The organism is Roseovarius nubinhibens ISM, from assembly GCF_000152625.1.
Classification (GTDB): Bacteria; Pseudomonadota; Alphaproteobacteria; order Rhodobacterales; family Rhodobacteraceae; genus Roseovarius; species Roseovarius nubinhibens.
In genome coordinates this window covers 2008223-2032004 of record NZ_CH724156.1, presented here as the reverse complement: position 1 = coordinate 2032004, position 23782 = coordinate 2008223, and the positions used below count along the sequence as shown (strand labels likewise).

Sequence of the window (23782 nt, the reverse complement as noted above, 5' to 3'; positions counted from 1 at the left end):
GCAAGGGCGAAAACCCGCGCGAGACCACTAGATACAGTGTGAAATTAAGGGGGAACCTACCCGATCTTGTCCTTGATGGCGAGCTGCGCCGCGGCGAGTCTCGCCACCGGAACCCGGAAGGGAGAGCAGGAAACATAGTCAAATCCGGCCGCCCGACAGAAGGCAATCGATTCGGGGTTGCCGCCATGCTCGCCACAGATCGACAAAACGAGGTTCGGATTGGTCTCCCGCGCCCGCGCCGCCCCGAGACTGAGCAGCTCGCCCACCCCGTAGACATCGAGCGAATGGAACGGGTCTTCGGGATAGACGCCCTGCTGCACATAATCCGACATGAACCGCCCCGCATCGTCGCGCGACAGCCCATAGGTCATCTGGGTCAAATCGTTCGTGCCAAAGCTCAGGAAGGCCACCTTGGGCGCAATATCTCCGGCCCGCAGCGCGGCGCGCGGCGTCTCGACCATCACGCCGAGACGATAGGTGAATTCCCGGCCGCTCTCGTTGCGCACGGCGCTCGCCACCGCGTCGATCCGGCTCTTGACGAGATCGACCTCGCGGCTCGCCGACACCAGCGGGATCATGATTTCCGGCACCACCGGATCGCGCCCCTCGCCCTGGCTCAGCAGCGCCTCGAAAATCGCCCGCGCCTGCATCTCGTAAATCTCCGGCACCGTGATGCCGAGACGCACGCCCCGCATCCCCAGCATCGGGTTATATTCGCCGAGCGCCTCCACCCGCCGCGTCACATCCGACAGCGGCAGATCGAGCGCCTCGGCCAGCTCGCGATGGCCGCTGCGCCCGGTGGGCAGAAACTCGTGCAACGGCGGGTCGAGCAGCCGGATACAAACCGGCTTGCCCTCCATGATGCGGAAGAGATCGGCGAAATCCGCCCGCTGCATCGGCAACAGCCGCTCGAGCGCGGCGGCCCGGTCCTTGCTGGTCTTGGCAAAGATCATCTCGCGCATCACGATGAGCCGGTCCGCCTCAAAGAACATATGTTCCGTCCGGCACAGCCCGATGCCCTCGGCATTGAACCAGCGCGCCGTCTCCGCATCGCGCGGCGTGTCGGCATTGGCCCGCACCTCGATGTCGCGCACCGCATCGGCCCAGGCCATCAGCACCCGCAGACTGTCGAGATTGCCCGCCTCGAGAAGCGCCGGCTCGCCTGCCAGAACCTCGCCATTGGTGCCGTCGATGGTGATCTTGTCGCCCTCGCGGAAGACCCGGCCATCCGGCGCGGTCAACAATTTGCGGGTGGTCTGGAACCGCAGCGACGAGGCCCCCACCACACAGGGCAGACCAATGCCGCGCCCGATCACCGCCGCGTGGCTGGTCATGCCGCCGCGCTCGGTCAGAACCGCCGCCGCCGCATGCATGCCGCGAATGTCTTCGGGGCTGGTCTCGCGCCGCACGAGGATCGAGGCCACGCCCTGCGCCGCATGGGCCTGCGCCGCCTCGGGGCTAAAGACGATGACACCGCTCGCGGCACCTGGGCTCGCCGCAACCCCCTTGGCCAGCACATCGCGATGCGCCTCCGGGTCGACCTGCCGGTGCAGCAATTCATTGAGCGCCCGCGGCTCGATCCGCATCAACGCCTCTTCGCGGCTGATGATCTTGTCCTCGGCCAGCGCCACCACGATGCCGACGGCGGCCCGCGCATTGCGCACCACCCGCACCCCGTCGAGCAAAAAGACCTCACCATTCTCGATGGTGAACTCGGCCTGCATCTCTTCGCGCAGCTTCTCGCGCATGAGCTGGGTATAGGATTTGAGCCGGGCAAAGGCCTCGGGCGCCAATTCCTCGAGCGAGGGACCACGCGGATCGCGTTCGAGATACATCGCCCCCGCCCCGGAGGTGAGCGCATCGCGCCCCTGGCTCTGGCTCAGGTAACGGCCGGTGATCTTGCGCTCGCCCGACACGCTGTTGACGAGCTGCATCACCCCCGAGCCGCATTCGCCCTGCCCGACGCCCAGCGCCATCGACTGCACCACAAGGCCGAGCCCGGCATCCGCCGGTGCCCCCTTGGCCTGCCGCAAGAGCCGCGCCGTGGTGCCTTCCCAAGCCCGCGCCATCGACCGTAGCACTTCGATGAGCTGCACCGCCGGGTCCTGCGGAAACGGCTCCTCGGCCTCATCCTCATAGATATCGAGCGCCTCTTGAAGCCCTTTCACCGGCGCGTCGCTCACATCGTCGAGATCATCCGGGTCGAGCCGCGCCACATGGATCGCATAGCTCTGCACGAACCGCAGATAGAGCTTGGCCGCCGCCTCGCGCCCGATCCGCTCTGACAGGGCCTCGAACTGGGCATCGTTCATCCCGATGTTGAGCACCGCGCGCGGCCCGCCCCAATCGGGGTCTTCCGACGAGGGCCGCACGCATAGGAGCGGATGCGCCCCAAAGGGCCGGAGCAACGCCTCGGCACAGGTGATATCGCCCGCCGCAATCGCCCGCACCGCCTTGAACGACAGCGCCACCGTCGTCGGCACCGGCAGGTCGAGCCGCACCAGACGCTGCAGGCATTTCGCCCGCCCGCCATGGGTCTCGGCCGCCATCGGCGCGTCCGGGGTGATCAGGGTGATGTCTGGGTCATTATGCTGCATTGCGGCACATCCTTTGCTGTCCGCGCAGCATAGGGGTCGCACCGAACAAGGCAAGGAAAACCGCGCCCCTGCCAGACCGGGGCGCGGCGGCGTCGATTAGCCCTCGACGCGGGTCAGATCGGCCACCGATCCCACCAGCCCGCGAATGCGGCTGAGCAGGTTGAGCCGGTTGCGCCGCACCACGTCCTTGTCGGTGTTGACCTGCACCGCCTCGAAAAACGCATCGATCGGCGCGCGCAGCGCCGCCATGGCCGCCATCGCCGCGTTGAAATCCTGCGCCTTGAGCGCCGCCGCGATCTTGGGCTCCGCCGCATCGAGCGCCGCGAACAGCGCGCGCTCTTCCTCGGTCTCGGCGAATTTCACATCGGCGCCATAGGAATATTCGACACCGTCCTTGTCCTCGGCCTGGCTCAGGATGTTGTTGGCGCGTTTGAACCCCTGCAACAGGTTCTCGCCATCCTCGGTGCCGAGCATCTCGCCCAGCGCCCGCGCCCGTTTGACCACCAGCGCCAGATCGTCATTGCCCTCCATGGCAAGGCAGGCGTCGATCACATCATGGCGCAGACCCTCGTCGCGCAGATAGACCTTGAGCCGGTCATGGATGAAGGACAGGAGGTCCGCCGCCGCGCCATCAGTCGCGCCGGGCTGTTGGCCAAGCCCCTTGGCAATCGCCTCATCCATGTTGAGCGACAGCCCATTCTCCAACACCAGCCGGATCACCCCCAGCGCCGCACGGCGCAGCGCGAACGGGTCTTTCGAGCCGGTGGGTTTCTCGTCAATCGCCCAGAACCCGGTCAGCGTGTCGAGCTTATCGGCCAGCGCCACGGTCACCGACACCGGCGCGGTCGGCACATCATCCGACGGGCCGAGCGGCGAGTAATGCTCTTGCGCAGCCCCGGCCACCTCGGCGGGAAGCCCGGCCTTCTCGGCATAGTACCGCCCCATCAAACCCTGCAACTCGGGGAATTCATAGACCATTTCCGAGCTCAGATCGGCCTTGGCCCAGCGCGCCGCCTGTTCCGCCAGATCGGCATCGGCGCCGGTGACCCCGGCAATCTCGCGGGCCAGTGCCGCGATCCGGTCGATCCGCGCCGCCTGACTGCCAAGCTTGTTGTGAAAGGTCACATTGTCGAGCGACGCAAGCCAGGCCGTGCCGCCCGCTTCCGCCTCGCGCAGATCATTCTCCCAGAAGAATTTCGCATCCGCCAGCCGCGCCGACAGGACCTTCTGGTTGCCCGCAAGGATCGTCGCGCCGTGATCGGCGGTCTCGCGGTTTGCCACGGTCACGAATTTCTCGATCCGCCCGGTCTTGGGGTTCTTCACCGAGAAAAACTTCTGATGCTCTTTCATCGAGGTCTGCAGCACCTCGGGCGGCAGCCCGAGAAACGCCTCGTCAATCGCCCCCATGAGAGGCACCGGCCATTCCACAAGCCCCGCCACCTCGCGCAAGAGACCCTTGTCCTCGACCAATTCCATCCCGGCGGCAAAGGCCAGATTGCTCGCCTCCTGCCAGATCGCCTGCGCCCGCTCTTCGGGGTCGAGCACCACATAGGCGCGTTTGAGCTTGGCGGCGTAATCCTCGAACGAGGTCACGGCAAACCGCCCCGGCGCCATGAACCGATGGCCTTCGGTGCTGTCGCCCGCCGTGATGCCGTCGACATCCATCGGCACGATGTGGGCCTCGCCCGCGTCATTGGTCATCAGGCACAGGATCGAATGCAGCGGCCGCACCCAGCGCAGGCTGCCCGCGCCCCAGCGCATGGATTTCGGCCAGGGGAAATTGCGGATCGTCTGCTCCAGCACCTCGGCGACGATCTCTTCCGCCGGGCGGCCCGGCTTGCTGATCACCGCGAAATAGACCTGACCCTTCTTCTCATCCCGCACCTCAAGCTCATCCCGGCTCACCCCCGCGCCGCGCAGAAAGCCTTCAATCGCCTTCTCCGGCGCATCGACGCGCGGGCCCTTGCGTTCCTCGCGCAGCGTCGGCGACTGCGCCAGCATCCCCTCGATGGCCAGCGTCAGACGGCGCGGCGTGGAAAAGCTTGCCGCCCCGGCATAGGTCAGCCCGGCCTCGACCAGCCCATCGGTGACCCTCTGGCGCAGATCCTCGGCGGCCTTGGCCTGCATCCGCGCAGGGATTTCTTCGGAGAAAAGTTCGATCAGAAGATCCGGCATGTCTCAGTACCCTTCGGGTGGTGTGGGGCAGTCATCGGGCGCAGGCTGGCCATCGAATACGATCTCGCCGCAGCGGTTGATCTGATGCCAGACAAAGCCGCGCCCGTCCTCATGAATGGCAACGACGCGGTCGATGCCATATTGTACATTCTCGGTGCCGAGATAGGCCTTGGCCTCGCCGCTCTCGAGCGCCTCACCGACCTCCGACGCGTCGAAACAATCGAACCAGCCCGGCGCCACGCGCGGCTCGGCCGGCTTGTAGCTGCGATAGGTCTTGTCGAGCGTCGCATGGCTCAGCGAGGTGGTGAAACAGGCGCGATAGCGGATCGGGCTGCTGTCGGCATCGATGCCTTGGAAATTGTCATAAGAGACCGGCTCGGCGTCGCTCGATCCCTGCGGGGTGAGCGCGACATCGGTGCCGGGGATCGACACGACCTCGTCATAATAGTGATAGACCTGCAGGTAATACATGCCGCCGCCCGCGATCACCGCGCAGCCAACCAGCAATATGGCGAGAAACTTGCCCATCAGGCGACCTGCTCCCCGGCTTTGTATCCCCCGGCCTCGGTACGCACGAAGGCATCGGCGCATTGCTTGGCCAGCGCCCGCACCCGGCCGATATAGGCCTGCCGCTCGGTGACGCTGATCACGCCGCGCGCGTCGAGCAGGTTAAAGATATGGCTCGCCTTGATACATTGATCATAGGCCGGATGCGCCATGACGATGCGCTTGCCGGTCTTCGGGTCCACATCCTCCTGCGCGAGGATCGCCTCGCATTCCGCCTCGGCCTCCTCGAAATGCTTGAGCAGCACCTGCGTGTTGGCCACGTCGAAATTCCAGCGCGCATATTCCTCTTCGGTCTGGCGGAACACATCGCCATAGCTGAGCGCGATCGGCGCGTCGGGATCGTTGAACGGCATGTCCATCACGTGATCAATGCCGAGCACATACATCGCCAGCCGTTCGAGCCCATAGGTCAGCTCGCCCGAGACCGGCTGGCAATCATGGCCGCCGACCTGTTGGAAATAGGTGAACTGGCTCACCTCCATCCCGTCGCACCAGACCTCCCAGCCGAGACCCCAAGCGCCGAGCGTCGGGCTCTCCCAATCGTCCTCGACAAAGCGGATATCATGCAGCGCCGCGTCGATGCCGATCGCCTTGAGCGACCCGAGATAGAGCTCCTGCAGATCGGGCGGGCTCGGTTTGATGAGCACCTGATACTGATAGTAATGCTGCAACCGGTTCGGGTTCTCGCCATAGCGCCCGTCGGTCGGACGCCGCGAGGGCTGGACATAGGCCGCCGCCCAAGGCGTCGAGCCGAGCGAGCGCAGCGTCGTCGCCGGGTGAAACGTGCCCGCGCCGACCTCCATGTCATAGGGCTGCATGATGGCACAGCCCTTGGCTGCCCAATAGCTCTGCAGCCGCAGGATGATTTCCTGGAAAGAGCGCGGTTTGTCGATTGCGTCGGCCATGCTGAAACCCCTGAAAATTCGCCCCCTACCTACGGCGAGGGCCGCACAGGGTCAATCGGCCAAAGCGGCACAGCATAAAGAGGTTAATTTTAGATGCATCCCCCCTGAGATTTGATAAAACAGGGTGCAGACCAACGATAAAACGACAGGCCAAGGAATTCTTACTCTCATGATGCGTTATTTTCTCGCGGCGGTTCTCGCTCTGGCGGCTATTATTTCCACCGCCTCGGCCCAGTCGAATGACGATGCTCTCGTCTGGGTCCAGATCGAAGCCCAGCCCAGCCTCGCCGAGGCCAATGAGGCGCTCCGCCGCCGCGCGGCCCAGCTTGAGGATGTGAACGGGTTCGACCTTGGCCGCGGCTGGTTCGCCGTGGCGCTCGGCCCCTATCGCCGCGAGGATGCCAACCAGGTGCTGCGCGTGCTCCGCGCCGAAGGCCGCATCCCCCGCGACAGCTATATCGCCGACAGCGAGGATTATTCCCGCCAGATCTGGCCGGTCGGCAGCACCGTGCTGGCCCAGCTTCTCGGTCAGGCGCCGGTCACTGCACCCGAGACCACGCCCGAGACCACCGCCGAGACAGCCACAGAAGAAACCGACACCGCAGAAACCACCGGCACGACCGACACCACCGTCGCCGAAGTGCCGATCCTGCCCGAGCCCGAACCGGTGGACGAAACCCCCGCCGAGGCCCGCCGCAGCGAACGCGAGCTGAGCTATGACGAACGCGCCGCGCTGCAGGTCGCCCTGCAATGGGCCGGTCACTATGATGGCCGCATCGACGCGGCCTTTGGCGCGGGCACCCGGCGCTCCATGGCGTCCTGGCAGGAGGCCAATAATTACGACGCCACCGGCATTCTCACCACCGCCCAGCGCGCCGACCTGCTCGACCAATATAACGCCGTGCTCAAGGGCATGGGGCTCGAGGTGGTCGATGATTCCGCCACCGGCATCCGGATGAAACTGCCGCTCGGCGTGGTGGAATTCTCCCGGCTCGAGCCGCCCTTCGCCCATTACGAGGCCAAGGGCGACATCCCCGCCAAGGTGCTCCTCATCAGCCAGGAAGGCGATCAGGACACGCTCTTTGGTCTTTATGACATCATGCAGACCCTCGAGATCGTGCCGCTCGACGGCCCACGCGAACGCAAATCCGACAGTTTCGAGCTGATCGGCGAAGGCGCGACCCAGATTTCCCACACCGTCGCCTCGCTCAAAAATGGCCGGATCAAGGGCTTTACCCTCGTCTGGCCCGCCGGGGACGAAGAACGCCGCGCCCGCGTCCTCGCGGAAATGCAAGCAAGCTTTGCGCGGATCGACGGCGTGCTCGACGCCCGCGCAGGCGATGCCGACGCCCAGAGCGTCGATCTCATCTCCGGGCTCGAAATCCGCAAACCGCTGCGCAGCCGCTCGGGCTTTTACGTCGACAACGCGGGCAGCGTCGTCACCACCACCGAGGCGCTCGAGGGCTGCGGCTATGTCACCATCGAGGATGACCACCGCGCCACCATCGCCGCCCGCGATGACGCGGCCGGCATCGCCGTGCTGCGCCCCAATGATCAGCTCGCGCCGCAATCCGTGGCCCAGTTTCAGACCGTCACCCCCCGGCTCAAATCCGAGATCGCGGTCGCTGGCTATTCCTTCGGCGGCGTGCTCGGCGCACCGACCCTCACCTATGGCCAGCTCGAGGATATTCGCGGCCTCAATGGCGAGGCGGGGATGAAGCGGCTGGCGCTCAATGCGCTCGACGGGGATGCGGGCGGGCCGGTGGTCGACACCGGCGGCGCGGTGCTCGGCATGCTCCTGCCCGGGGCCGGGGCTGACCGGGTGCTCCCCGATGGGGTGAGCCTCGCCGCCAATACCGACGCGCTGACCAAGATCCTGCAAGAGGCCGGGATCACCCCCGCCGCCGCGGGCACGCTCGACCGGCTTCCCGCCGATGCGCTGAGCGATGCCGCCGGGCGGATGACCGTGCTGGTCAGCTGCTGGGAATGATGCAGGAGGGGGCCACGCCAGGGCGTCAGGGCGCTCTCAGGCGATCCAAGGCGTGACCTCCGCCGCCAGACCGGGTAAGAGCAGCCAAGCCCGGGTCCCCCCGGGCCTCTCACGCTGCCCCGCTCCGCATAGCAATCAGGCCCTTTCATGACCGACACCCCCAAAGAGAAACGCGGCCCGCTCTATTCCCAGGCAGATCGCGACAACATGCGCTGGTTCTGGTCGAACTACCTGCGCAAACATATGGGCAAGCTGCTGATCGTGCTCGCCATGATCCTCGTGCAGGGCGTGGTGTTCCAGCAATTCCTGTCGATGACCGAAAACGGCCTCAGGGTGATCTTCGAGCGCGGCACGCTGCGCGAATTGGCGATGGTCTGTCTCGCGGTCTTCTTCCTCTTCGCGGTGCGCGGGCTGATGTCCTATCTGGTGCCGCTGGTCACGGTGCGCATGGCCAACCAAGCGATCTTCGAGATGCGCCGCGACATGCTCACCCATCTGATGAAGCTCGACCTCGCCTATTTCGAGCGCACCAAATCCGGCGAAATCATCCAGCGTATCGTGAGCCAGACCCAGACGCTTGGCATGTTCGTCGGCCTCGGCGTCGCCAATGCGGTGCGCGACGCGGTGACCGTGATCATCGTCTCGGGCTATCTGATCTATAAGAACCCCATTCTCTTTGGCACCGCCGTGGTGGTTTTGCCCTTCATCATCTGGGTGATGAACTATGTCTCGGACCGGGTGAAACAGGCGCAGGGCGAGGCCGAAACCGCCATCGCCAACTATATGAACGGGATCGAGGAAACCGTGACCGGCATGCGCACGGTCAAGATCTCGAGCCAGGAGGATATGGAAGTCTCGCGGCTGATGCAGGGCACCAAATCCATCCGCGACCTGCTCAACCGGGTGCAGATCACCCAGGCGCTGGTCATGCCCTCGATCGACCTGAGCTCGGCCTTCGTCTATGTGCTGGTGATCGGCGGCGGCGGTTATATGGTGCTCCGCCCCGAATTCGACGTCGATGGCGCGGGCATCATCACCTTCCTTCTCGGCATGGTCATGGTGTTCGATCCGGCCCGGCTCCTGGCGCAGTTCTTCGGCGGGTTGCAGGCCAATCTGGTGCTGCTCGACCGGGTGCGCGGCCTCTTCCATCAGACCCCCACCATCGCCGACCACGCCGAGGCTTTGGCCGAATTCGACACCCGCGCCGACATCACGCTGGACAAGGTGCGCTTTGCCTATGACCCGGAACAGCCGCTCTTTGACGGGCTCGACCTGACATTCGCCGGCGGCAAGGTCTCGGCCATCGTCGGCGCCACCGGCTCGGGCAAGACGACGATCCTGTCGCTGCTGTCGCGGCTCTATGACACGCAAGGCGGCGAAATCCGCATCGGCGACACGCCCATCGATCGGCTCAAGGTCGGATCGCTGCGCGGCGCGTTTTCGGTGGTGGCCCAGGATATCGTGATCTTCAACGCCTCGATCTGGGACAACATCCGCTATGTGCGCCCCGACGCCACCGAGGCCGAGGTCTGGCAGGCCGCCGAGGATGCCGACATCGCCGAGCTGATCCGCCGTCGCGGCGACACCCCCGTCGGCCCCAAGGGCGCCCAGCTCTCGGGCGGCCAGAAACAGCGCATCGCCATCGCCCGCGCCTTCCTGCGCGACGCGCCGATCCTGCTGCTGGACGAGGCGACGTCGGCGCTCGATCAGGCCACCGAGGAACGGATCAAGGCGGCGCTGACCCGGCTCACCAAGGGCAAGACCACCATCATCGTGGCCCATAGGCTGAGCTCGATCTCGGACGCCGACCGGATCTTCGTGCTCGAAGGCGGGCGTCTCGTTGAAGACGGCCAGCATGACGAGCTCCTGGCCGAGAACGGCCTCTATGCCCAGCTCTACAAGGCGCAGAAACGCGGCTATGACGGGCGCTGAGCCCGCAGGTCCCGACTGACGAAATCCCGGCATATTCTGGCGCAAACCCGTGGGGTGGCAGGGCCAGGATTAGGGTATGGCTCCATCTGGTGTTATAAGTATACGCCCTCTGGCCCTATCGCATTTCCCGATTCTGAGGCCAAACAGGTGGATCGAATAGCAAAGACCCCGCGACCGGCCGCTGCCGCGTCCCATCCCGATGGAGAGTTTCATGATGGACGGAAAATTCCTCGATAACGATATCGAAAAAATCGTGGACGCTGACCGCGCCCATGTCTGGCACCACCTGACCCAGCACAAGCCGTTCGAAACCGGCGAGCCGCGGATCATCCTTGAAGGCAAGGACATGCGCGTCTGGGACCAGAAGGGCAAGGAATATGTCGACGCGGTCTCCGGCGGCGTCTGGACCGTCAACGTGGGCTATGGCCGCGAACGGATCGCCAACGCGGTGCGTGACCAGCTGGTGAAACTGCCCTATTTCGCAGGCTCCGCAGGCTCGATCCCCGGCGCGCTCTTCTCCGAGAAACTGATCTCGAAAATGCCCGGCCTGACCCGCGTCTACTATACGAACTCGGGCTCCGAGGCGAATGAGAAGGCGTTCAAGATGGTGCGCCAGATCGCGCACAAACGCTATGGCGGCAAAAAGCACAAGATCCTCTACCGCGACCGCGACTATCACGGCACCACCATCGCCACGCTCTCGGCCGGTGGTCAGGACGAGCGCAGCGCGCAATACGGCCCCTATGTGCCCGGTTTCGTGCGTGTGCCGCACTGCCTTGAATACCGCGCCCAGTGGGATCTCTCGGGCGAGGAATACGGCATCGCGGCCGCCAATGCGATCGAAGAGGTGATCCTCGCCGAAGGCCCCGACACCGTCGGCGCGCTCTGCCTCGAGCCGATCACCGCCGGCGGCGGCGTCATCGTGCCGCCCGAAGGCTACTGGCCCCGCGTGCAGGAAATCTGCGAGAAATACGATATCCTCCTGCATATCGACGAAGTGGTCTGCGGCGTCGGCCGCACCGGCACCTGGTTCGGCTATCAGCATTACGGCGTGAAGCCCGATTTCGTGACCATGGCCAAAGGCGTCGCCTCCGGCTATGCCGCCATCGCCTGCTGCGTCACCTCCGAGCGCGTGTTCGAGCTCTTCAAGGACGACGCCAGCGATCCGCTGAACTATTTCCGCGACATCTCGACCTTTGGCGGCTGCACCGCCGGTCCCGCCGCGGCGCTGGAAAACATGGCGATCATCGAAGAAGAGAACCTGCTCGACAATTGTAACGCCATGGGCGCCTACATGCTCGACCAGCTGCACGCGCTCAAGGACAAGCATGCCGTCATCGGCGATGTCCGCGGCAAGGGCCTCTTCCTCGGCGCCGAACTGGTCGCCGACCGGTCGAGCAAAGAGCCGGTGGACGAAAAGCAGGCTCAGGCCGTGGTCGGCGATTGTGGCGCCCAAGGCGTGATCATCGGGGTCACCAACCGTTCGATCCCGGGCTTCAACAACACGCTGTGCTACTCGCCCGCGCTGATCGCCACCAAGGACGACATCGACCAGATCATCGAGGCCACCGACAAGGCCCTAACCAAGGTCTTCGGCTGATCCAATACCCTCCCTGCACCTGGCAACGCCCCGTGAGTTTCACGGGGCGTTTTTTATGGGCCGCACCTGCCGGGCTCACACCAGCGCCGCCTCCCGCGCCGCCACCGCCGCAATCGCCGGCCGGTCGGCACAGCGCGCGACCCACGCCCGGATCGCCGGGTCCTCCGGCAACGCCTCGGGCAGCCACTGAAACGGGCTCGAGAGCAGTAGATCCGCCGCCGAATAGCTTTTCCCGAGAAGATAGGGCTGATCCGTCAGCGCCTCCGACAGCCGCGCAAACACCGTCTCCAGATCGCGAAACGTCGCCCGCACCGCCGGGTGATCCACCTTGGCCCAGTCGAGCACCAGCACCGGCTCCATCACCCCCTGATAATAGAACAGCCAGCTGAGATAGGTGCCGCGCTGCGGGTGCCCGACAGGCCGGCCAAGCCCCGCCTCGGGAAAGCGGTCGGTGAGATAGGCCACGATCGCCCCACGCTCGCGCAGATGATCCGTGCCCGCCACCAGATAGGGCACCTTTCCCTCGGGATGCGGATTGCGCGGATCGGGACCGCCGCTGCCATCTTGGCGGCGGACATGGACCTCGACGACATCAATCTGATCGCCGATCCCCATCTCCTCGACCAGCACGAGAAGCGACGAGGACCGGGACTGCGGGGCGTGGTAAAGCGTGGGCATGGCAAGCTCCTGAAAATGAACATTGCCCCGACCTAACCGCCGCGCACGACAGAAATGGTCAGGAGCCTCCCGGCCCTGCCCACCTCATGCTAACTCTTTGAAAAAACAGAGGCCCCGCCTCAATTCACCTTGGCAGGGTCCCAGGCGGCCAGCACCTTGGAATTGTCGTCGCTGTCATATTCATGCAGCACCTGCTCGCGCACGCCGGGCAATTGGCCGAACTGCTCGGCGAGCTGCTTGGGATACCAGGTCGCCGCGATCTGACCGGGGAAAAGCTCGGCCAAAACGCTCGAGGTGCTGCGCGCGCATTGCGCGCTCGGCACCGCGCCATAGCCCTGCACCAGCGCCATCGCCTTTTGCGCCACGGCGGGCGACACGTCGAGCTCTTGGATCTTGACGTGATAGGTCTCGCGCGCGTGATAGCGGGTGTAGACATCGACCACCGGCGGCGTCGCGCCAAAGAGCACGTCATTGCGCTCGGGGATCGTCTCATGCCCGAACGACCCCGCCGGATCGAAAATGATCCGCTGCGAGCCATTGACCATGAGAGAGGTATGCGCCCCCGCCCCGGTCTTGTTGTTGAGCATGGTAAAGAGGGTCAGGCGCGGCGGCCCGTCATGGCGATAGGCCGCGGCCTTGACGGCCTCGTCCGGGGCCCAGACACGTTCGCCCGCGCACCCGCCGAGCGCCAGCATCGCGCAAAGCGCAAACCCGATTGGGCGCATGTCCCGTCCCCCAAGAACTGCGACGCGGCCCGCTCTGGGGCCGCCGTCAGATCAGCAGCTGGATCAGCCGTTGAAAATCGCGAGGAAGATCAGAACCCCGATCGAAAAGATGCCAACGCGCATCGACCATTTGATGAATTGCTCAAAGGTCTTTTCCTGAACGGTGATGTCCATTTCGCCATGCTTGTACTCGGCCATCGTGCCAAATCCTTTTCAAATCGCGTGTTGGTCAGCCTGTTACTGCATTTGCCGCGGGCTGTCACGCCCCATGCTGTCGCAGGGCGGGCGAAAATCGCCCTCCCCTCACTCGGGTTTGAGCCCCTGCGCCAGCCGGAACCCGATGCGTGTCGGCTCTTCTTCCTCAACCTGTTTCGGCAGGGCGCGCAGCATCACGCTGAGCTGCGTCACATGCTGGATGAGCTGGGTCTTGGCCCCGGTCGCATCACTGCCGTAAAAGGTCACGATATCCGGGTCGAAATAGCCCATGCCCTCGATGCGGATCACCCCGGTCGAATCCCCGGCAAAGCCCATGGCGACCTCATGTTCATTATCGAGGGTCTTCTCGAAATTCTGGATATAGAGGATGAGCCGCTCATAGGCCCATTGCGCCGGGCTTTTCTGCTCGACAGGTTCGAGCTCGACGCCTTCCACCACATCCTCGCCGCCACGACAGCGCTTGGGATCGGCATGAACCTCGCGACAGCGCGGGATCGCGGCCGCTTCCATCGCCTCGGCGGATGTCCTGATTTCGTCTTCCATCGCTCAGCCTTTCTTGCAGCCCTCTTGTGCCTGCCACAGCCACGCCCCATCGGCGCGCCGCGCCCGCGTGATGCGGCCAGCCTGATAGAGATGGTTAAGATGTGCAACCGCTTCAACCAGCGCCAGCCCATAGGTGCCGGCATCGATCCGCCGCTTGAAGAGCGGCGCGAAACACTCCGCCGCGGTGCGCGGGGTCGCCAGATGCGCCTCGAGACGGCGCAAGGCCCCGTGGTGATTGTCGATCAATTGCCGCATCCGATGCGGCAGCCCGGTAAAGGGCAGCTTATGCCCGCTGAGCACCAGATGATCCTCGCGCGCAAACCCCGCCAGCCGCTCGCAGGATTCGAGCCACTCGGCCAGCGGATCGGCCTCCGGCTCGGTCGGATAGACGCCGATATTGGGGCTGATCGAGCTGATGATCTGATCGCCCGCTATCACCAGCGCATCGTCGCGACTCCAGAGCGTGACATGCTCCGGCGCATGGCCATTGCCAAGCCGCACATCCCAGTCGCGCCCGCCCGCCCGGATCACCTCGCCCTCGCGCAGGCGGCGATAGCCCACCGGCAGCGGATAGGAGGTATCGGCGAAATTATAGGGCCGGCCCGTGCGCCGCGTCTCGAAAATCTCTGGGTCCATCCCGGCACTGCGCCAATAGTCGAGCGCCTGTTCGGTCGGCACCTCCTCCACATCGAGGATGAGCATCCGCGCCATGAGCCAGGCAGTGCGCGACATCCAGAGCTCCGCCCCGAACCGCTCCATGAGCCAGCCCGCCATGCCGATATGATCCGGGTGATGATGGGTCAGGATCACCCGACTGACCGGTTTGCCCGCCAGGGGGCCGGCGAGGATCTTCTCCCAGAGCGCCACCGCCCGTTTCGAATGAATGCCCGTGTCGACCACGGTCCAGCTCTCGCCCTCGTCCAGCGCATAGATATTCACATGGTCGAGCGCCATCGGCAGCGGCAGCCGCAGCCAGAGCAGCCCGGGCGCGATCTCGACGGCCTCGCCCTCGGCGGGCGGCGTGGGCCATGGCATCTGAATGCCGCGCGGCTTGGTCATGTCTTGCATCTGCGGAGGCCCCCTCTGCGCCTCGGGGCGCGCTGCCCCGGTTCGCGCCCAACAGACCCCGCAGGTGCGGCAAGGTCAACCCGCCTGCCCTATCCCGCCGCCACAGCGTCGCGTCACTTAGGCTCGGGCCTAAGTTTTCCCTTGACCGCACGCGCCCGCCGCCAATACTTAGGCGCATGGCTAAGTATGATTCGACCCTCTCCGACTGCTTCACCGCGCTGGGCGACCCGACGCGGCGGCGCATTCTCGAACGGCTCGCCCGGGGCGAGGCCAGCGTGAGCGAGCTCGCCGCGCCGCATGACATGTCGCTGCCCTCCTTCATGGGGCATCTGACCCGTCTCGAGGCCGCCGGGCTCATCACCACCCGCAAGCAGGGCCGCAGCCGGCTCTGCGCGCTCGCCCCCGAGGCCTTTGCCCCCGCCACCGACTGGCTCGCCACCCAGCGCAGCCTCTGGGAGGGCCGTCTCGACCGGCTCGACAGCTATGTCACAACCCTGATGAAGGACCGCAGCTCATGATGCTCGACCCCAAGACCGACCTGAGTTTCACCCGCCGCCTCGCCGCACCCCGGGCGCTGATCTGGGAGTGCTGGACCTCGCCCGACCATATCCCGCATTTCTTCATCCCCGCGCCGCATCAGGTCACGCGCTGCGACATCGACCTGCGCGTCGGCGGCCGGTTCAACACCACCTTCCTCGTCGAGGGGCAGGAAATGGAGAATACCGGCGTCTATCTCGAGGTCGTGCCACAGACCCGGCTGGTCTTCACCGATGGCTATAGCGAGGGCTGGAAACCCGCCCCCGATCCCTTCATGACCGCGATTCTCGATCTCGAAGACGATGGCGCGGGCGGCACGCTCTACACCGCGACCGCGCGCCACCGCTCGCCAGAGGCCCGCAAGAGCCATGAGGACATGGGGTTTCACGACGGCTGGGGCACCGTCGCCGATCAGCTCGAACGCTACGCCCAGAGCCTGTCCTAACGCAGATCGTCCGGGCTGAGCGCCATCACCCCCTCGGCCCCCGCCGTGGCATGGGCGAGATAGGCGGCGCTCTGCGGCAACAGCCGCCGGATATAGAACCGCGCCAGCCGATGCCGCTTGCCCTCCTCGCCCTCGGCCATCGCCGCCGACAGGTGATAATGCGCACCCAGAACCCGGCCGAACCCCATGAGAAACGGCACCGCCCCGGCAAAGCGCTCGGTCATCTCGCCCTGCGCGAGCATCCATTCCATCGCCTCGCGCAGGTTCTCGGCGGCCTGCCAGACCGGCTCGGCCAGCTCCGGCATCTCGGCCCGCGCCGCCTCGGCCTGGGCCTCGATCTCGTCCAGGATCGCCGCCGCCGCCTCGCCCCCATCCATGAGCTTGCGGCCCACAAGGTCCATCGCCTGAATGCCGTTGGTGCCCTCATAGATCGCGGTGACCCGGACATCGCGGCTATATTGCGCGGCCCCGGTTTCCTCGATGAAGCCCATGCCGCCATGCACCTGCACGCCCAACTCGGCCACCCGCATGCCGGTCTCGGTGCCAAAGGCCTTGGCGATAGGCGTCAAAAACGCCGCCCGCGCCGCCCAGTCCGCGCCGCCCGTGGCATGGGCCATGTCGATCGCCACCGCACAGGCGAGCGCAATCGACCGCGCGGCAAAGGTATCGGCCCGCATCTCGGCCAGCATCCGGCGCACATCCGCATGACCGATGATCGCCTTTTCCGGCCCCGCGCTGCGGCCCTGTACCCGCTCCTCGGCATAGGCGAGCGCGGTCTGACAGGCGGCCTCGGCGACGCCGATCCCCTGCCCGCCGACACCAAGCCGGGCGTTGTTCATCATGGTGAACATCGCCTTCATGCCGCCGCCCTCCTCGCCGATGAGCCAGCCGCGCGCCCCGTCGAACTGCATCACCGCCGTGGGGCTGCCATGCAGGCCGAGCTTATGCTCGAGGCTCACCACCCGCAGATCATTGGCCTGACCCGGGTTGCCCGCCTCATCGGGGATATATTTCGGCACCATGAAGAGGCTGATCCCCTTGGTGCCCTCCGGTGCCCCCGGCAGCCGCGCCAGCACGAGGTGACAGACATTCTCGGTGATGTCATTGTCGCCCCAGCTGATGAAAATCTTCTGCCCGGTCACCGCATAGCTGCCATCGCCCTGCGGCTCGGCCTTGGTGCGCAGCGCGCCCACATCCGATCCGGCATGGGCCTCGGTCAGGTTCATCGTCCCGGCCCAATCGCCGCTCACCAGCTTGGGCAAATAGACCTCTTTGATCTCGTCGCTCGCATGATGTTCGAGCGCCTCGATCTGGCCCTGCGTCATCAACGGGCTGAGCTGCAGGCTGAGACAAGCGCCGCTCATCATCTCATTGACCGCCGTGGCAAGGCTCGCAGGCAGGCCCATGCCGCCATGCGCCGGGTCCGCCGCAATCGACACCCAGCCGCCCTCGGCAATGGCGCGATAGCCCTCGGCAAAGCCCGGGCTCGTCCGCACCACCCCGTTCTCGAGCCGCGCCGGCGTCAGATCCCCGGCCCGCTGCAACGGCGCCAGAACCTCTTCGCACATGCGCCCCGCCTCGCCGAGAATCGCCGCCCGCAGATCCGGCGTCGCCTCGGCGAATCGCTCTGTCCCGGTCACCTGTTCGAGACCCACAACATGGTCAAAAATGAACTGATAATCCTCAACCGGCGCACGATATGTCATGCTGCACTCCTTGCGTCCCAGCCCGTCCCGGCTTTGCATTCCCTTGCAATCTAGCCTAAGCCCCTCACAGTCACCATCAATCGAAACGCCGCGTCACAAATGACCCCCTCTGATCTGGAAACGCTCCGACTTGCCGATGATGCCGAGGGCCACGCCCGCGCCGCCGCCATCCTGCGCGACGGCGGGCTGGTCGCGCTGCCCACCGAAACCGTCTACGGGCTTGGCGGCGACGCGCGCAATGATATGGCCGTGGCCCGCATCTTCGAGGCCAAGGGCCGGCCGCGCTTCAACCCGCTCATCGTCCATGTCGACAGTATCGACCGCGCCCAAGCTTACGTGCATTGGTCGGATCAGGCCGACCGGCTGGCCCAGGCCTTCTGGCCCGGCCCGCTCACCCTCGTGCTGCCCCTGCGCGACGATGCCGGGCTGTCGCCGCTGGTGACTGCCGATCTGCCGACGCTGGCCATCCGCCTGCCCGCGCATCCGGTGGCGCAACGGCTGCTGTCGGAATTTGCCGGTCCCGTTGCTGCCCCCTCAGCCAACCCCTCGGGCCGGATCAGCCCGACCACCGCCGACCATGTGCTCGCCGGTCTCGGCGGGCGCATCGCCGCCGTGCTCGATGGCGGGGCCTGCGATGTCGGGCTGGAAAGCACCATTCTCGGCCTTGGCCGCAGCCCGACGCTCCTGCGTCCCGGCGGTCTGCCCACCGGGCCGATCGAGGCGGCGCTCGGCATGGCGCTCGTCCATCACAGCACCGGCGATCCGCTGGTCGCCCCCGGCCAGATGGCCTCGCATTACGCGCCGGGTGCCTCGGTGCGGCTCAACGCCCGCGCCGCCGAACCGGGCGAGCTGTTCCTCGGCTTCGGCCCGATGGACTGCGATCTCAATCTCTCGGCCTCGGGCGATCTGACCGAGGCGGCGGCCAACCTCTTTGGCCACCTGCACGCGCTCGACGCCCGCGCGCCTGACGGCATCGCCGTGGCCCCGGTGCCCGACACCGGGCTCGGCCTCGCCATCAACGACCGGCTCCGCCGCGCCGCCGCGCCGCGCTAGGGCATTCTTCAGACTTTATTTACGAAAACGGTGGTGTAACCCGAAATTTACCGGTTAACGCCGCGCGCGGTGCTGTAACCGGGGCCAGTTCCCGAAATCCGCACTGTCGTCTTACCGACGCAATACCGACGTGCTGCCGATGTGCCATTTCGGGGCAATTTCGCCTGTTAACCAAGGGGTTTCGACCCTGAGTCGCAGCTCAGGCCCGGCCGCCCTCCGCCGAGAGCATCAGCGGCGAAATTCCAAGGCTCGCCAGCGCCGCCTCCCATTTCTCGCCATCCTTGGCCGCGAACACCAAATCCCGCGTCGCATCACAGACGAGCCAGCCATTCCCGGCGATCTCCCCCTCGAGCTGCCCGGGCCCCCACCCGGCATAGCCCAGCGCCAAAATCACGTCGCTCGGCCCCAGCCCCTGCGCCATATCCTCAAGGATATCCATGGTCGCCGTCATCGAGAATTCGGGCGTCACTTCGAGCGTTGAAATCGCCGATTCATAGGACGGATCATGCAGCACGAAACCCCGCCCATGCTCCACCGGACCGCCGAAATGCACCGGCAGGTCGCGGGCCATGGGGGACTTGGGAATAGACAGTTGTTCCAACAGGTTATCGAGCCGCAACTCGTCGGTCACCTTGTTGATGATCAGCCCCATCGCGCCCTCCGGCGAATAGGCGCACATCAACACGACGGAATGCGCGAACCGGGGATCGCCCATGCCCGGCATGGCGATCAAAAGCTTGCCCGTGAGATCGGTTTCGCTGCTCATATCTCAACAATGGTCTGCCCCGCGCGGGGTTGCAAGCAGAGGCTGCATTCGTGGGCAATCCGATGCCGCATTTGGCCCTTGTCGCGATTGTGAATTGGCATTCCCGCCCCCCTGCCCCATCCTCGCGCCCATGATCATACGTCTCCTCTCCCTCCTTCTGGCCCTCGCCGCCAGCCCGCTTTCCGCCCAGTCCGGCGAAGTCATTTCGGCCCGCATCCTGCCCGGCTGGCGTCTCGCCGACGGCAGCCATATGGCGGGGATCGAATTCACCCTCGCGCCGGGCTGGAAAACCTATTGGCGCGCCCCCGGCGACGCCGGTATCCCGCCCCAGTTCGACTGGCGCGGATCGGGCAATCTGGCCGGGGTCGAGGTGCTCTGGCCGCGCCCGCGCATCATTGATCAGGCGGGGCTCAAGTCCATAGGATACAAGGAAAAAGTGACCCTTCCCCTGCATGTCAAACCGCGCAAATCCGGCGGTGACGTGACCTTGCGCGGGGTGGTCGATCTCGGCGTGTGCGAAGACATTTGCATCCCGGCGCAGGTCGAGGTCTCGGGCCTTCTGGACCGCGCCACGACCCGCCCCGATCCACGCGTCGCCGCCGCCCTCGCGGCCCAGCCGCTGACCGCCCGCGAGGCCGGGCTCACCCATGTCTCCTGCCAGATCACCCCCGCCAAGGACGGCATGAGCATCACCGCCCGCCTCACCCTTCCCACCACCGGCGGCGCCGAAACCGTGGTGATGGAGGCCGGCAACCCGCTGATCTGGGTCGCCCCTGCCAAGGCCAGCCGCCAAGGCCAGAGCCTCACGGTGCAGAGCTACATGACCCATGTCGAAGGCCGCCCCTTCGCGATTGACCGCTCCGCCCTGCGGCTCACGGTGCTCGGCGCGTCAAAGGCGGTGGATATTCAGGGCTGCCCCGCCCCCTGACGGCGCATCTGTCCGATTGCCAGAACCGCGAAAACCAGCAGGGAAATCAACACGCTACCCGCGATGAACAGGCCCAGCGCCGGGCCTGTCCCGGGCGCGCCGACGAGCGCCGCCCCGGTGGTAAGCGCCGCCCCCAACGTCACCACGAACCAGCCAAGGATCCCGCCCACCGCCAGCGTCAGCGCCAGCCGCACCGGCGCCTGACGGAACCGCAGCCCATGGCGCAGCGCCGCGAATTGCCGCGCCACATCCTGCTGCATCGCCATCAGCGCCGGCACCACCAGCAGCACCATCACCATGCCAAAACCGAGCCCATAGACCAGCGTGATCACCGTCGGCTTGAGGAACTGCGCCTGTTGCGACCGCTCAAAGAGCAGCGGCGCAAGGCCAAGCACCGTGGTCAAGGTGGTGAGCATGATCGGCCGCAGCCGGTCCGCCGCCCCGTCGATGATCGACGGGATGAGGCCACGCTCCTTGGCGTAATCGTCGACCGTGGTGACCAAGACAATGGAATCGTTGATGATAATCCCGCTCATCCCGATCAGCCCGACGACCGTGAAAATCGACATCGGCACGCCCCATTGGTGATGCCCATAGATCGTCCCGACGAGGCCAAAGGGAATGATCGCCATCACCACAAGCGGCCGCGTCCAGCTCGAAAACACCCAGGCCAGCACGAGGTAAATCCCCGTCATGGTCAGGATCAGGCCAAGCCGCGCCTCCTTGAGGAACGTGTCCTCCTGCTCGCTCAGCCCCGACAGCCGCCATTCGACCTGCAATTCGCTGGCGATGCGCGGCAGGATATCCCCTTCCAGCGCCTCGATAATTTCTTGCGCCCGTGCCGGGTTGTCCTCGGAAATATCGCCGGTGACTGAAATGAGCCGCAGCCCGTTCTCGCGCCGCACCGTGGAAAACCCCGCCCGCCGCTCGACGCTCACCAGCTCGGCCAGCGGCACATAGCTGCCCGACGGGGTCCGCAGCTGCATCCCCTCCAGAAAATCCGCCGTCAGCTCGTCCTCGGGAAGCTCGACCCGGATCTCGGCACTGCGCGGCCCATCGGGATATTCCGCCGCCGTCATCCCGCCCAGCCGGTTGCGCAGCACCCGCCCCAGCGCATCGATGTCAAAGCCGAGCGCCTGCCCCTGCGGTGTCAGATCGAGGATCAGCTCGTCCTTGTCATAGGCCATGTCATCCTCGACCGCCGAGACCTCGGGATAGGCCGAAAGCGCCTGTTTCAGAGCCTGCGACGCCGCCTTGAGCTGCTCTGCCGTGGCCCCGTAAAACTGCACGTCGAGCGCATCGCCCCCGGGCCCTGACCGCGCGCCGCGAAAGCTCACCGTTTCGGCCAGCGGATGCGCCTCCACCGCCTCTTGCAGATCGGCCACAAAGGCAAAGCTCGAATAGGGCCGCAGGTCCGCATCAATGAGCTCGATCGAAATCGCGCCCAGCTGATCGGCATCCTTGCTCTCGGTCCCCGCAAGGCCCCGGCCCGCATTTCCGCCAACCTCTGCAATGACATAGCTGATCGGATTGCGGCCGTGCTTTGCCTCGTATTCCTTGCCCAGCGCCTCGGTCGCGCGCTGCAATTCGCGCATCATCTCGAGCGAATCCGCCCGTTCCGCCCCCGGCGCCATGGCGAAATTGCCGGTCACGCTGCCGCGCTCCGGCGCGTTGAAAAACCGCCAGTTGACGTCGCCCCGGGCAAAGACCGCGAGCTGCGACGCCAGCGCCAGCAGCATCAAGGCGAGCACCGGATAGCGCGCCCAGACGACAAAGCTCATGGCAGGCCGAAACAGCCGCTCGCGCACCCGGATAAAGCCCCGGTTCACCATCCGGCTCGGCGCGTCATACCAATGCCGTTCGCCGGAATGGGTGAGCGCATGGGCCATGTGGTTGGGCAGGATGAGAAAACATTCGACCAGCGACGCCAGCAGCACCGCGATCACCGTAAAGGGCATGTCGGAGATGAGCGAGCCGAACCGCCCGCTGAGCACCGTCAGCCCGAAAAACGCAATGAGCGTGGTCAGCGTCGCGCTGAACACCGGCATCGCCATGCGCTGCGCCGCGTTTTCCGCCGCCACCATGGGGCGTTCGCCCAATTTCCGGGCCCGCGCATCGGCATGTTCGCCGACCACGATGGCATCATCCACCACGATGCCGAGCGTGATGATCAGCGCGAAAAGCGAGATCATGTTGAAGGTGAGCCCCGCGATATACATAAAGGCAATCGCCGCCAGCATCGCCACCGGAATGCCCGCCGCGACCCAAAAGGCGATGCGCGTGTTGAGGAAGAGAAACAGCAACGCCACCACCAGCACGAGCCCCATAAGCCCGTTTTCCAACAAGATGTTGAGCCGCGCCGAGATAAGCTCGGACCGGGTGCGGATCAGGTCGACGCTGACCCCCTCGGGCAGGCTCGCCTGCATCTCGCGGGCGACCTCTTCGACGGTGGTCTGAATGCCGATGGCGTCGCCGCTGGCGCTGCGGTCGACACGGATCGAAATCGCCGGATCGTCGCCGACGAAATAGCTGCGTTCGCGGGCGATGCCCTCGGTCCGGACCGTGGCGATATCGCCCACCGTGAGGGTCGAGCCATCGGCATTGGTGCGCAGCACGATCCCCGCCACATCGGCGGCGCTGCGCTTTTCAACGCCGGTGCGCACCCGGCTGTTGGCCCCCGCCACATCGCCCGCCGGGGTGGCGTTGACCTCAAACCCCACCCTGGCGGCGATTTCGGCCATGGTGATGTCATAAGCCATGAGATTGACCGAGGGCACTTCGACGATGGTTTCCGGCGCCGAGACGCCGCGCAACGTGGTCCGCGTGACCCCCACTTCAAAGAGCCGCGAGACGAACTCGTCTGCGAACCGGCCCAGCTGCTCGCTGCCCACCGGCCCGGTGATCACCACATCGGTCACCCGGTCGCGCCAGGCGCCCCGGCTCACGCTCGGCTCTTCCGAGGCCTCCGGCAGGGTGGTGATCAGATCGACCGCGCTCTGCACATCATCGGCGGCGCGCCCCATGTCCCAGCCCGGCTCGAATTCGAGCGTGATCGAGGCGCGGCCTTCGCTGCTGCTCGAGCTGCCGGTCTCGACGCCTTCGACCGCCAGCAGCGTGGGCTCGAGCACCTGCACGATGGCCGCGTCCACATCCTCGGCCCCGGCACCCTCCCATTCGACCGAAACGCTGACCGTTTCGACCACCACATCGGGAAAGAACTGCGCCCGCATATTGGGGGCCGCGGCGAGGCCGAGCACCACCATCACCACCAAAAGCAGGTTCGCCGCCGTCCGGTGGCGGGTGAAATAGGACAGGATACCGCCCGCCGCCGGAGGGATGTCGCGCGCCATG

General features: G+C 65.7%; 19 protein-coding genes. 7 read left to right on the top strand and 12 right to left on the bottom strand.

Annotated features, from left to right (window positions below; translation table 11 throughout):
* Positions 1 to 56: 56 nt before the first annotated feature.
* From ISM_RS09710 to ISM_RS09695, 4 genes are all read right to left on the bottom strand, one after another.
* Complete coding sequence (locus ISM_RS09710; protein WP_009813979.1) at positions 57 to 2597, bottom strand: putative PEP-binding protein; 2541 nt, start codon at positions 2595 to 2597, stop codon at positions 57 to 59.
* A 96-nt stretch (positions 2598 to 2693) separates the two neighbouring features.
* Entirely contained in the window at positions 2694 to 4772 is a 2079-nt protein-coding gene (gene glyS / locus ISM_RS09705; RefSeq protein WP_009813978.1) for a glycine--tRNA ligase subunit beta, read from the bottom strand.
* Between the two features lie 3 nt (positions 4773 to 4775).
* Positions 4776 to 5300, bottom strand: coding sequence for a DUF6446 family protein (locus ISM_RS09700; RefSeq protein ID WP_009813977.1), 525 nt, complete (start codon positions 5298 to 5300; stop codon positions 4776 to 4778).
* Complete coding sequence (locus tag ISM_RS09695; RefSeq protein WP_009813976.1) at positions 5300 to 6244, bottom strand: glycine--tRNA ligase subunit alpha; 945 nt, start codon at positions 6242 to 6244, stop codon at positions 5300 to 5302. Before ISM_RS09695 ends, ISM_RS09700 begins: the two co-directional genes overlap by 1 nt.
* Positions 6245 to 6413: 169 nt before the next feature.
* Here ISM_RS09695 and ISM_RS09690 point away from each other — a divergent pair, with 169 nt between their 5' ends.
* The 3 genes from ISM_RS09690 to ISM_RS09680 all read left to right on the top strand — a co-directional run bounded on the left by ISM_RS09690 (position 6414) and on the right by ISM_RS09680 (position 11766).
* Entirely contained in the window at positions 6414 to 8234 is a 1821-nt protein-coding gene (locus tag ISM_RS09690) for a trypsin-like peptidase domain-containing protein (RefSeq protein WP_009813975.1), read from the top strand.
* Positions 8235 to 8381: 147 nt separating this feature from the next.
* Entirely contained in the window at positions 8382 to 10166 is a 1785-nt protein-coding gene (locus ISM_RS09685; RefSeq protein ID WP_009813974.1) for an ABC transporter ATP-binding protein, read from the top strand.
* 214 nt (positions 10167 to 10380) lie between these two features.
* Positions 10381 to 11766 carry an aminotransferase family protein gene (locus ISM_RS09680; RefSeq protein ID WP_040618437.1) on the top strand — a complete coding sequence of 462 codons (1386 nt, stop codon included), beginning with the start codon at positions 10381 to 10383 and terminating at the stop codon, positions 11764 to 11766.
* A 75-nt stretch (positions 11767 to 11841) separates the two neighbouring features.
* Here ISM_RS09680 and ISM_RS09675 read toward each other — a convergent pair whose 3' ends face one another.
* The 5 genes from ISM_RS09675 to ISM_RS09655 all read right to left on the bottom strand — a co-directional run bounded on the left by ISM_RS09675 (position 11842) and on the right by ISM_RS09655 (position 14996).
* Positions 11842 to 12444 carry a glutathione S-transferase family protein gene (locus ISM_RS09675; protein WP_009813972.1) on the bottom strand — a complete coding sequence of 201 codons (603 nt, stop codon included), beginning with the start codon at positions 12442 to 12444 and terminating at the stop codon, positions 11842 to 11844.
* 119 nt (positions 12445 to 12563) lie between these two features.
* Positions 12564 to 13169 (bottom strand): hypothetical protein, encoded by a 606-nt coding sequence (locus ISM_RS09670; RefSeq protein ID WP_040617996.1) that lies wholly within the window; start codon positions 13167 to 13169, stop codon positions 12564 to 12566.
* A 63-nt stretch (positions 13170 to 13232) separates the two neighbouring features.
* On the bottom strand, positions 13233 to 13367 hold the full coding sequence (locus ISM_RS09665) for an aa3-type cytochrome c oxidase subunit IV (RefSeq protein WP_009813970.1): 135 nt from the start codon (positions 13365 to 13367) through the stop codon (positions 13233 to 13235).
* A 105-nt stretch (positions 13368 to 13472) separates the two neighbouring features.
* Entirely contained in the window at positions 13473 to 13928 is a 456-nt protein-coding gene (locus ISM_RS09660; RefSeq protein WP_009813969.1) for a DUF6173 family protein, read from the bottom strand.
* 3 nt (positions 13929 to 13931) lie between these two features.
* Entirely contained in the window at positions 13932 to 14996 is a 1065-nt protein-coding gene (locus tag ISM_RS09655) for an MBL fold metallo-hydrolase (RefSeq protein WP_009813968.1), read from the bottom strand.
* Positions 14997 to 15172: 176 nt separating this feature from the next.
* On the opposite strand from ISM_RS09655, the gene ISM_RS09650 reads away from it, so the two are divergent.
* Both ISM_RS09650 and ISM_RS09645 read left to right on the top strand, forming a co-directional pair.
* Complete coding sequence (locus ISM_RS09650) at positions 15173 to 15514, top strand: ArsR/SmtB family transcription factor (protein WP_009813967.1); 342 nt, start codon at positions 15173 to 15175, stop codon at positions 15512 to 15514.
* Positions 15511 to 15978: an SRPBCC family protein gene (locus tag ISM_RS09645; RefSeq protein ID WP_009813966.1), complete on the top strand. Its 468-nt coding sequence runs from the start codon at positions 15511 to 15513 to the stop codon at positions 15976 to 15978. The genes ISM_RS09650 and ISM_RS09645 overlap by 4 nt, the downstream gene beginning before the upstream one ends.
* On the opposite strand, the gene ISM_RS09640 is transcribed toward ISM_RS09645, so the two are convergent.
* Entirely contained in the window at positions 15975 to 17684 is a 1710-nt protein-coding gene (locus tag ISM_RS09640; protein WP_009813965.1) for an acyl-CoA dehydrogenase, read from the bottom strand. The two genes, ISM_RS09645 and ISM_RS09640, sit on opposite strands and share 4 nt — an antisense overlap.
* A gap of 99 nt (positions 17685 to 17783) precedes the next feature.
* On the opposite strand from ISM_RS09640, the gene ISM_RS09635 reads away from it, so the two are divergent.
* Entirely contained in the window at positions 17784 to 18737 is a 954-nt protein-coding gene (locus ISM_RS09635; protein WP_009813964.1) for an L-threonylcarbamoyladenylate synthase, read from the top strand.
* Positions 18738 to 18936: 199 nt separating this feature from the next.
* On the opposite strand, the gene ISM_RS09630 is transcribed toward ISM_RS09635, so the two are convergent.
* Entirely contained in the window at positions 18937 to 19503 is a 567-nt protein-coding gene (locus tag ISM_RS09630) for a YqgE/AlgH family protein (RefSeq protein ID WP_009813963.1), read from the bottom strand.
* Positions 19504 to 19633: 130 nt separating this feature from the next.
* Between ISM_RS09630 and ISM_RS09625 the strand changes: the two genes are divergently transcribed.
* Positions 19634 to 20431 (top strand): protein-disulfide reductase DsbD domain-containing protein, encoded by a 798-nt coding sequence (locus ISM_RS09625; RefSeq protein ID WP_009813962.1) that lies wholly within the window; start codon positions 19634 to 19636, stop codon positions 20429 to 20431.
* On the opposite strand, the gene ISM_RS09620 is transcribed toward ISM_RS09625, so the two are convergent.
* The gene (locus ISM_RS09620; RefSeq protein ID WP_009813961.1) at positions 20410 to 23781 is read right to left on the bottom strand and encodes an efflux RND transporter permease subunit; all 3372 of its coding nucleotides are present in this window, start codon (positions 23779 to 23781) and stop codon (positions 20410 to 20412) included. The genes ISM_RS09625 and ISM_RS09620 overlap by 22 nt on opposite strands.
* Position 23782 lies beyond the last annotated feature (1 nt).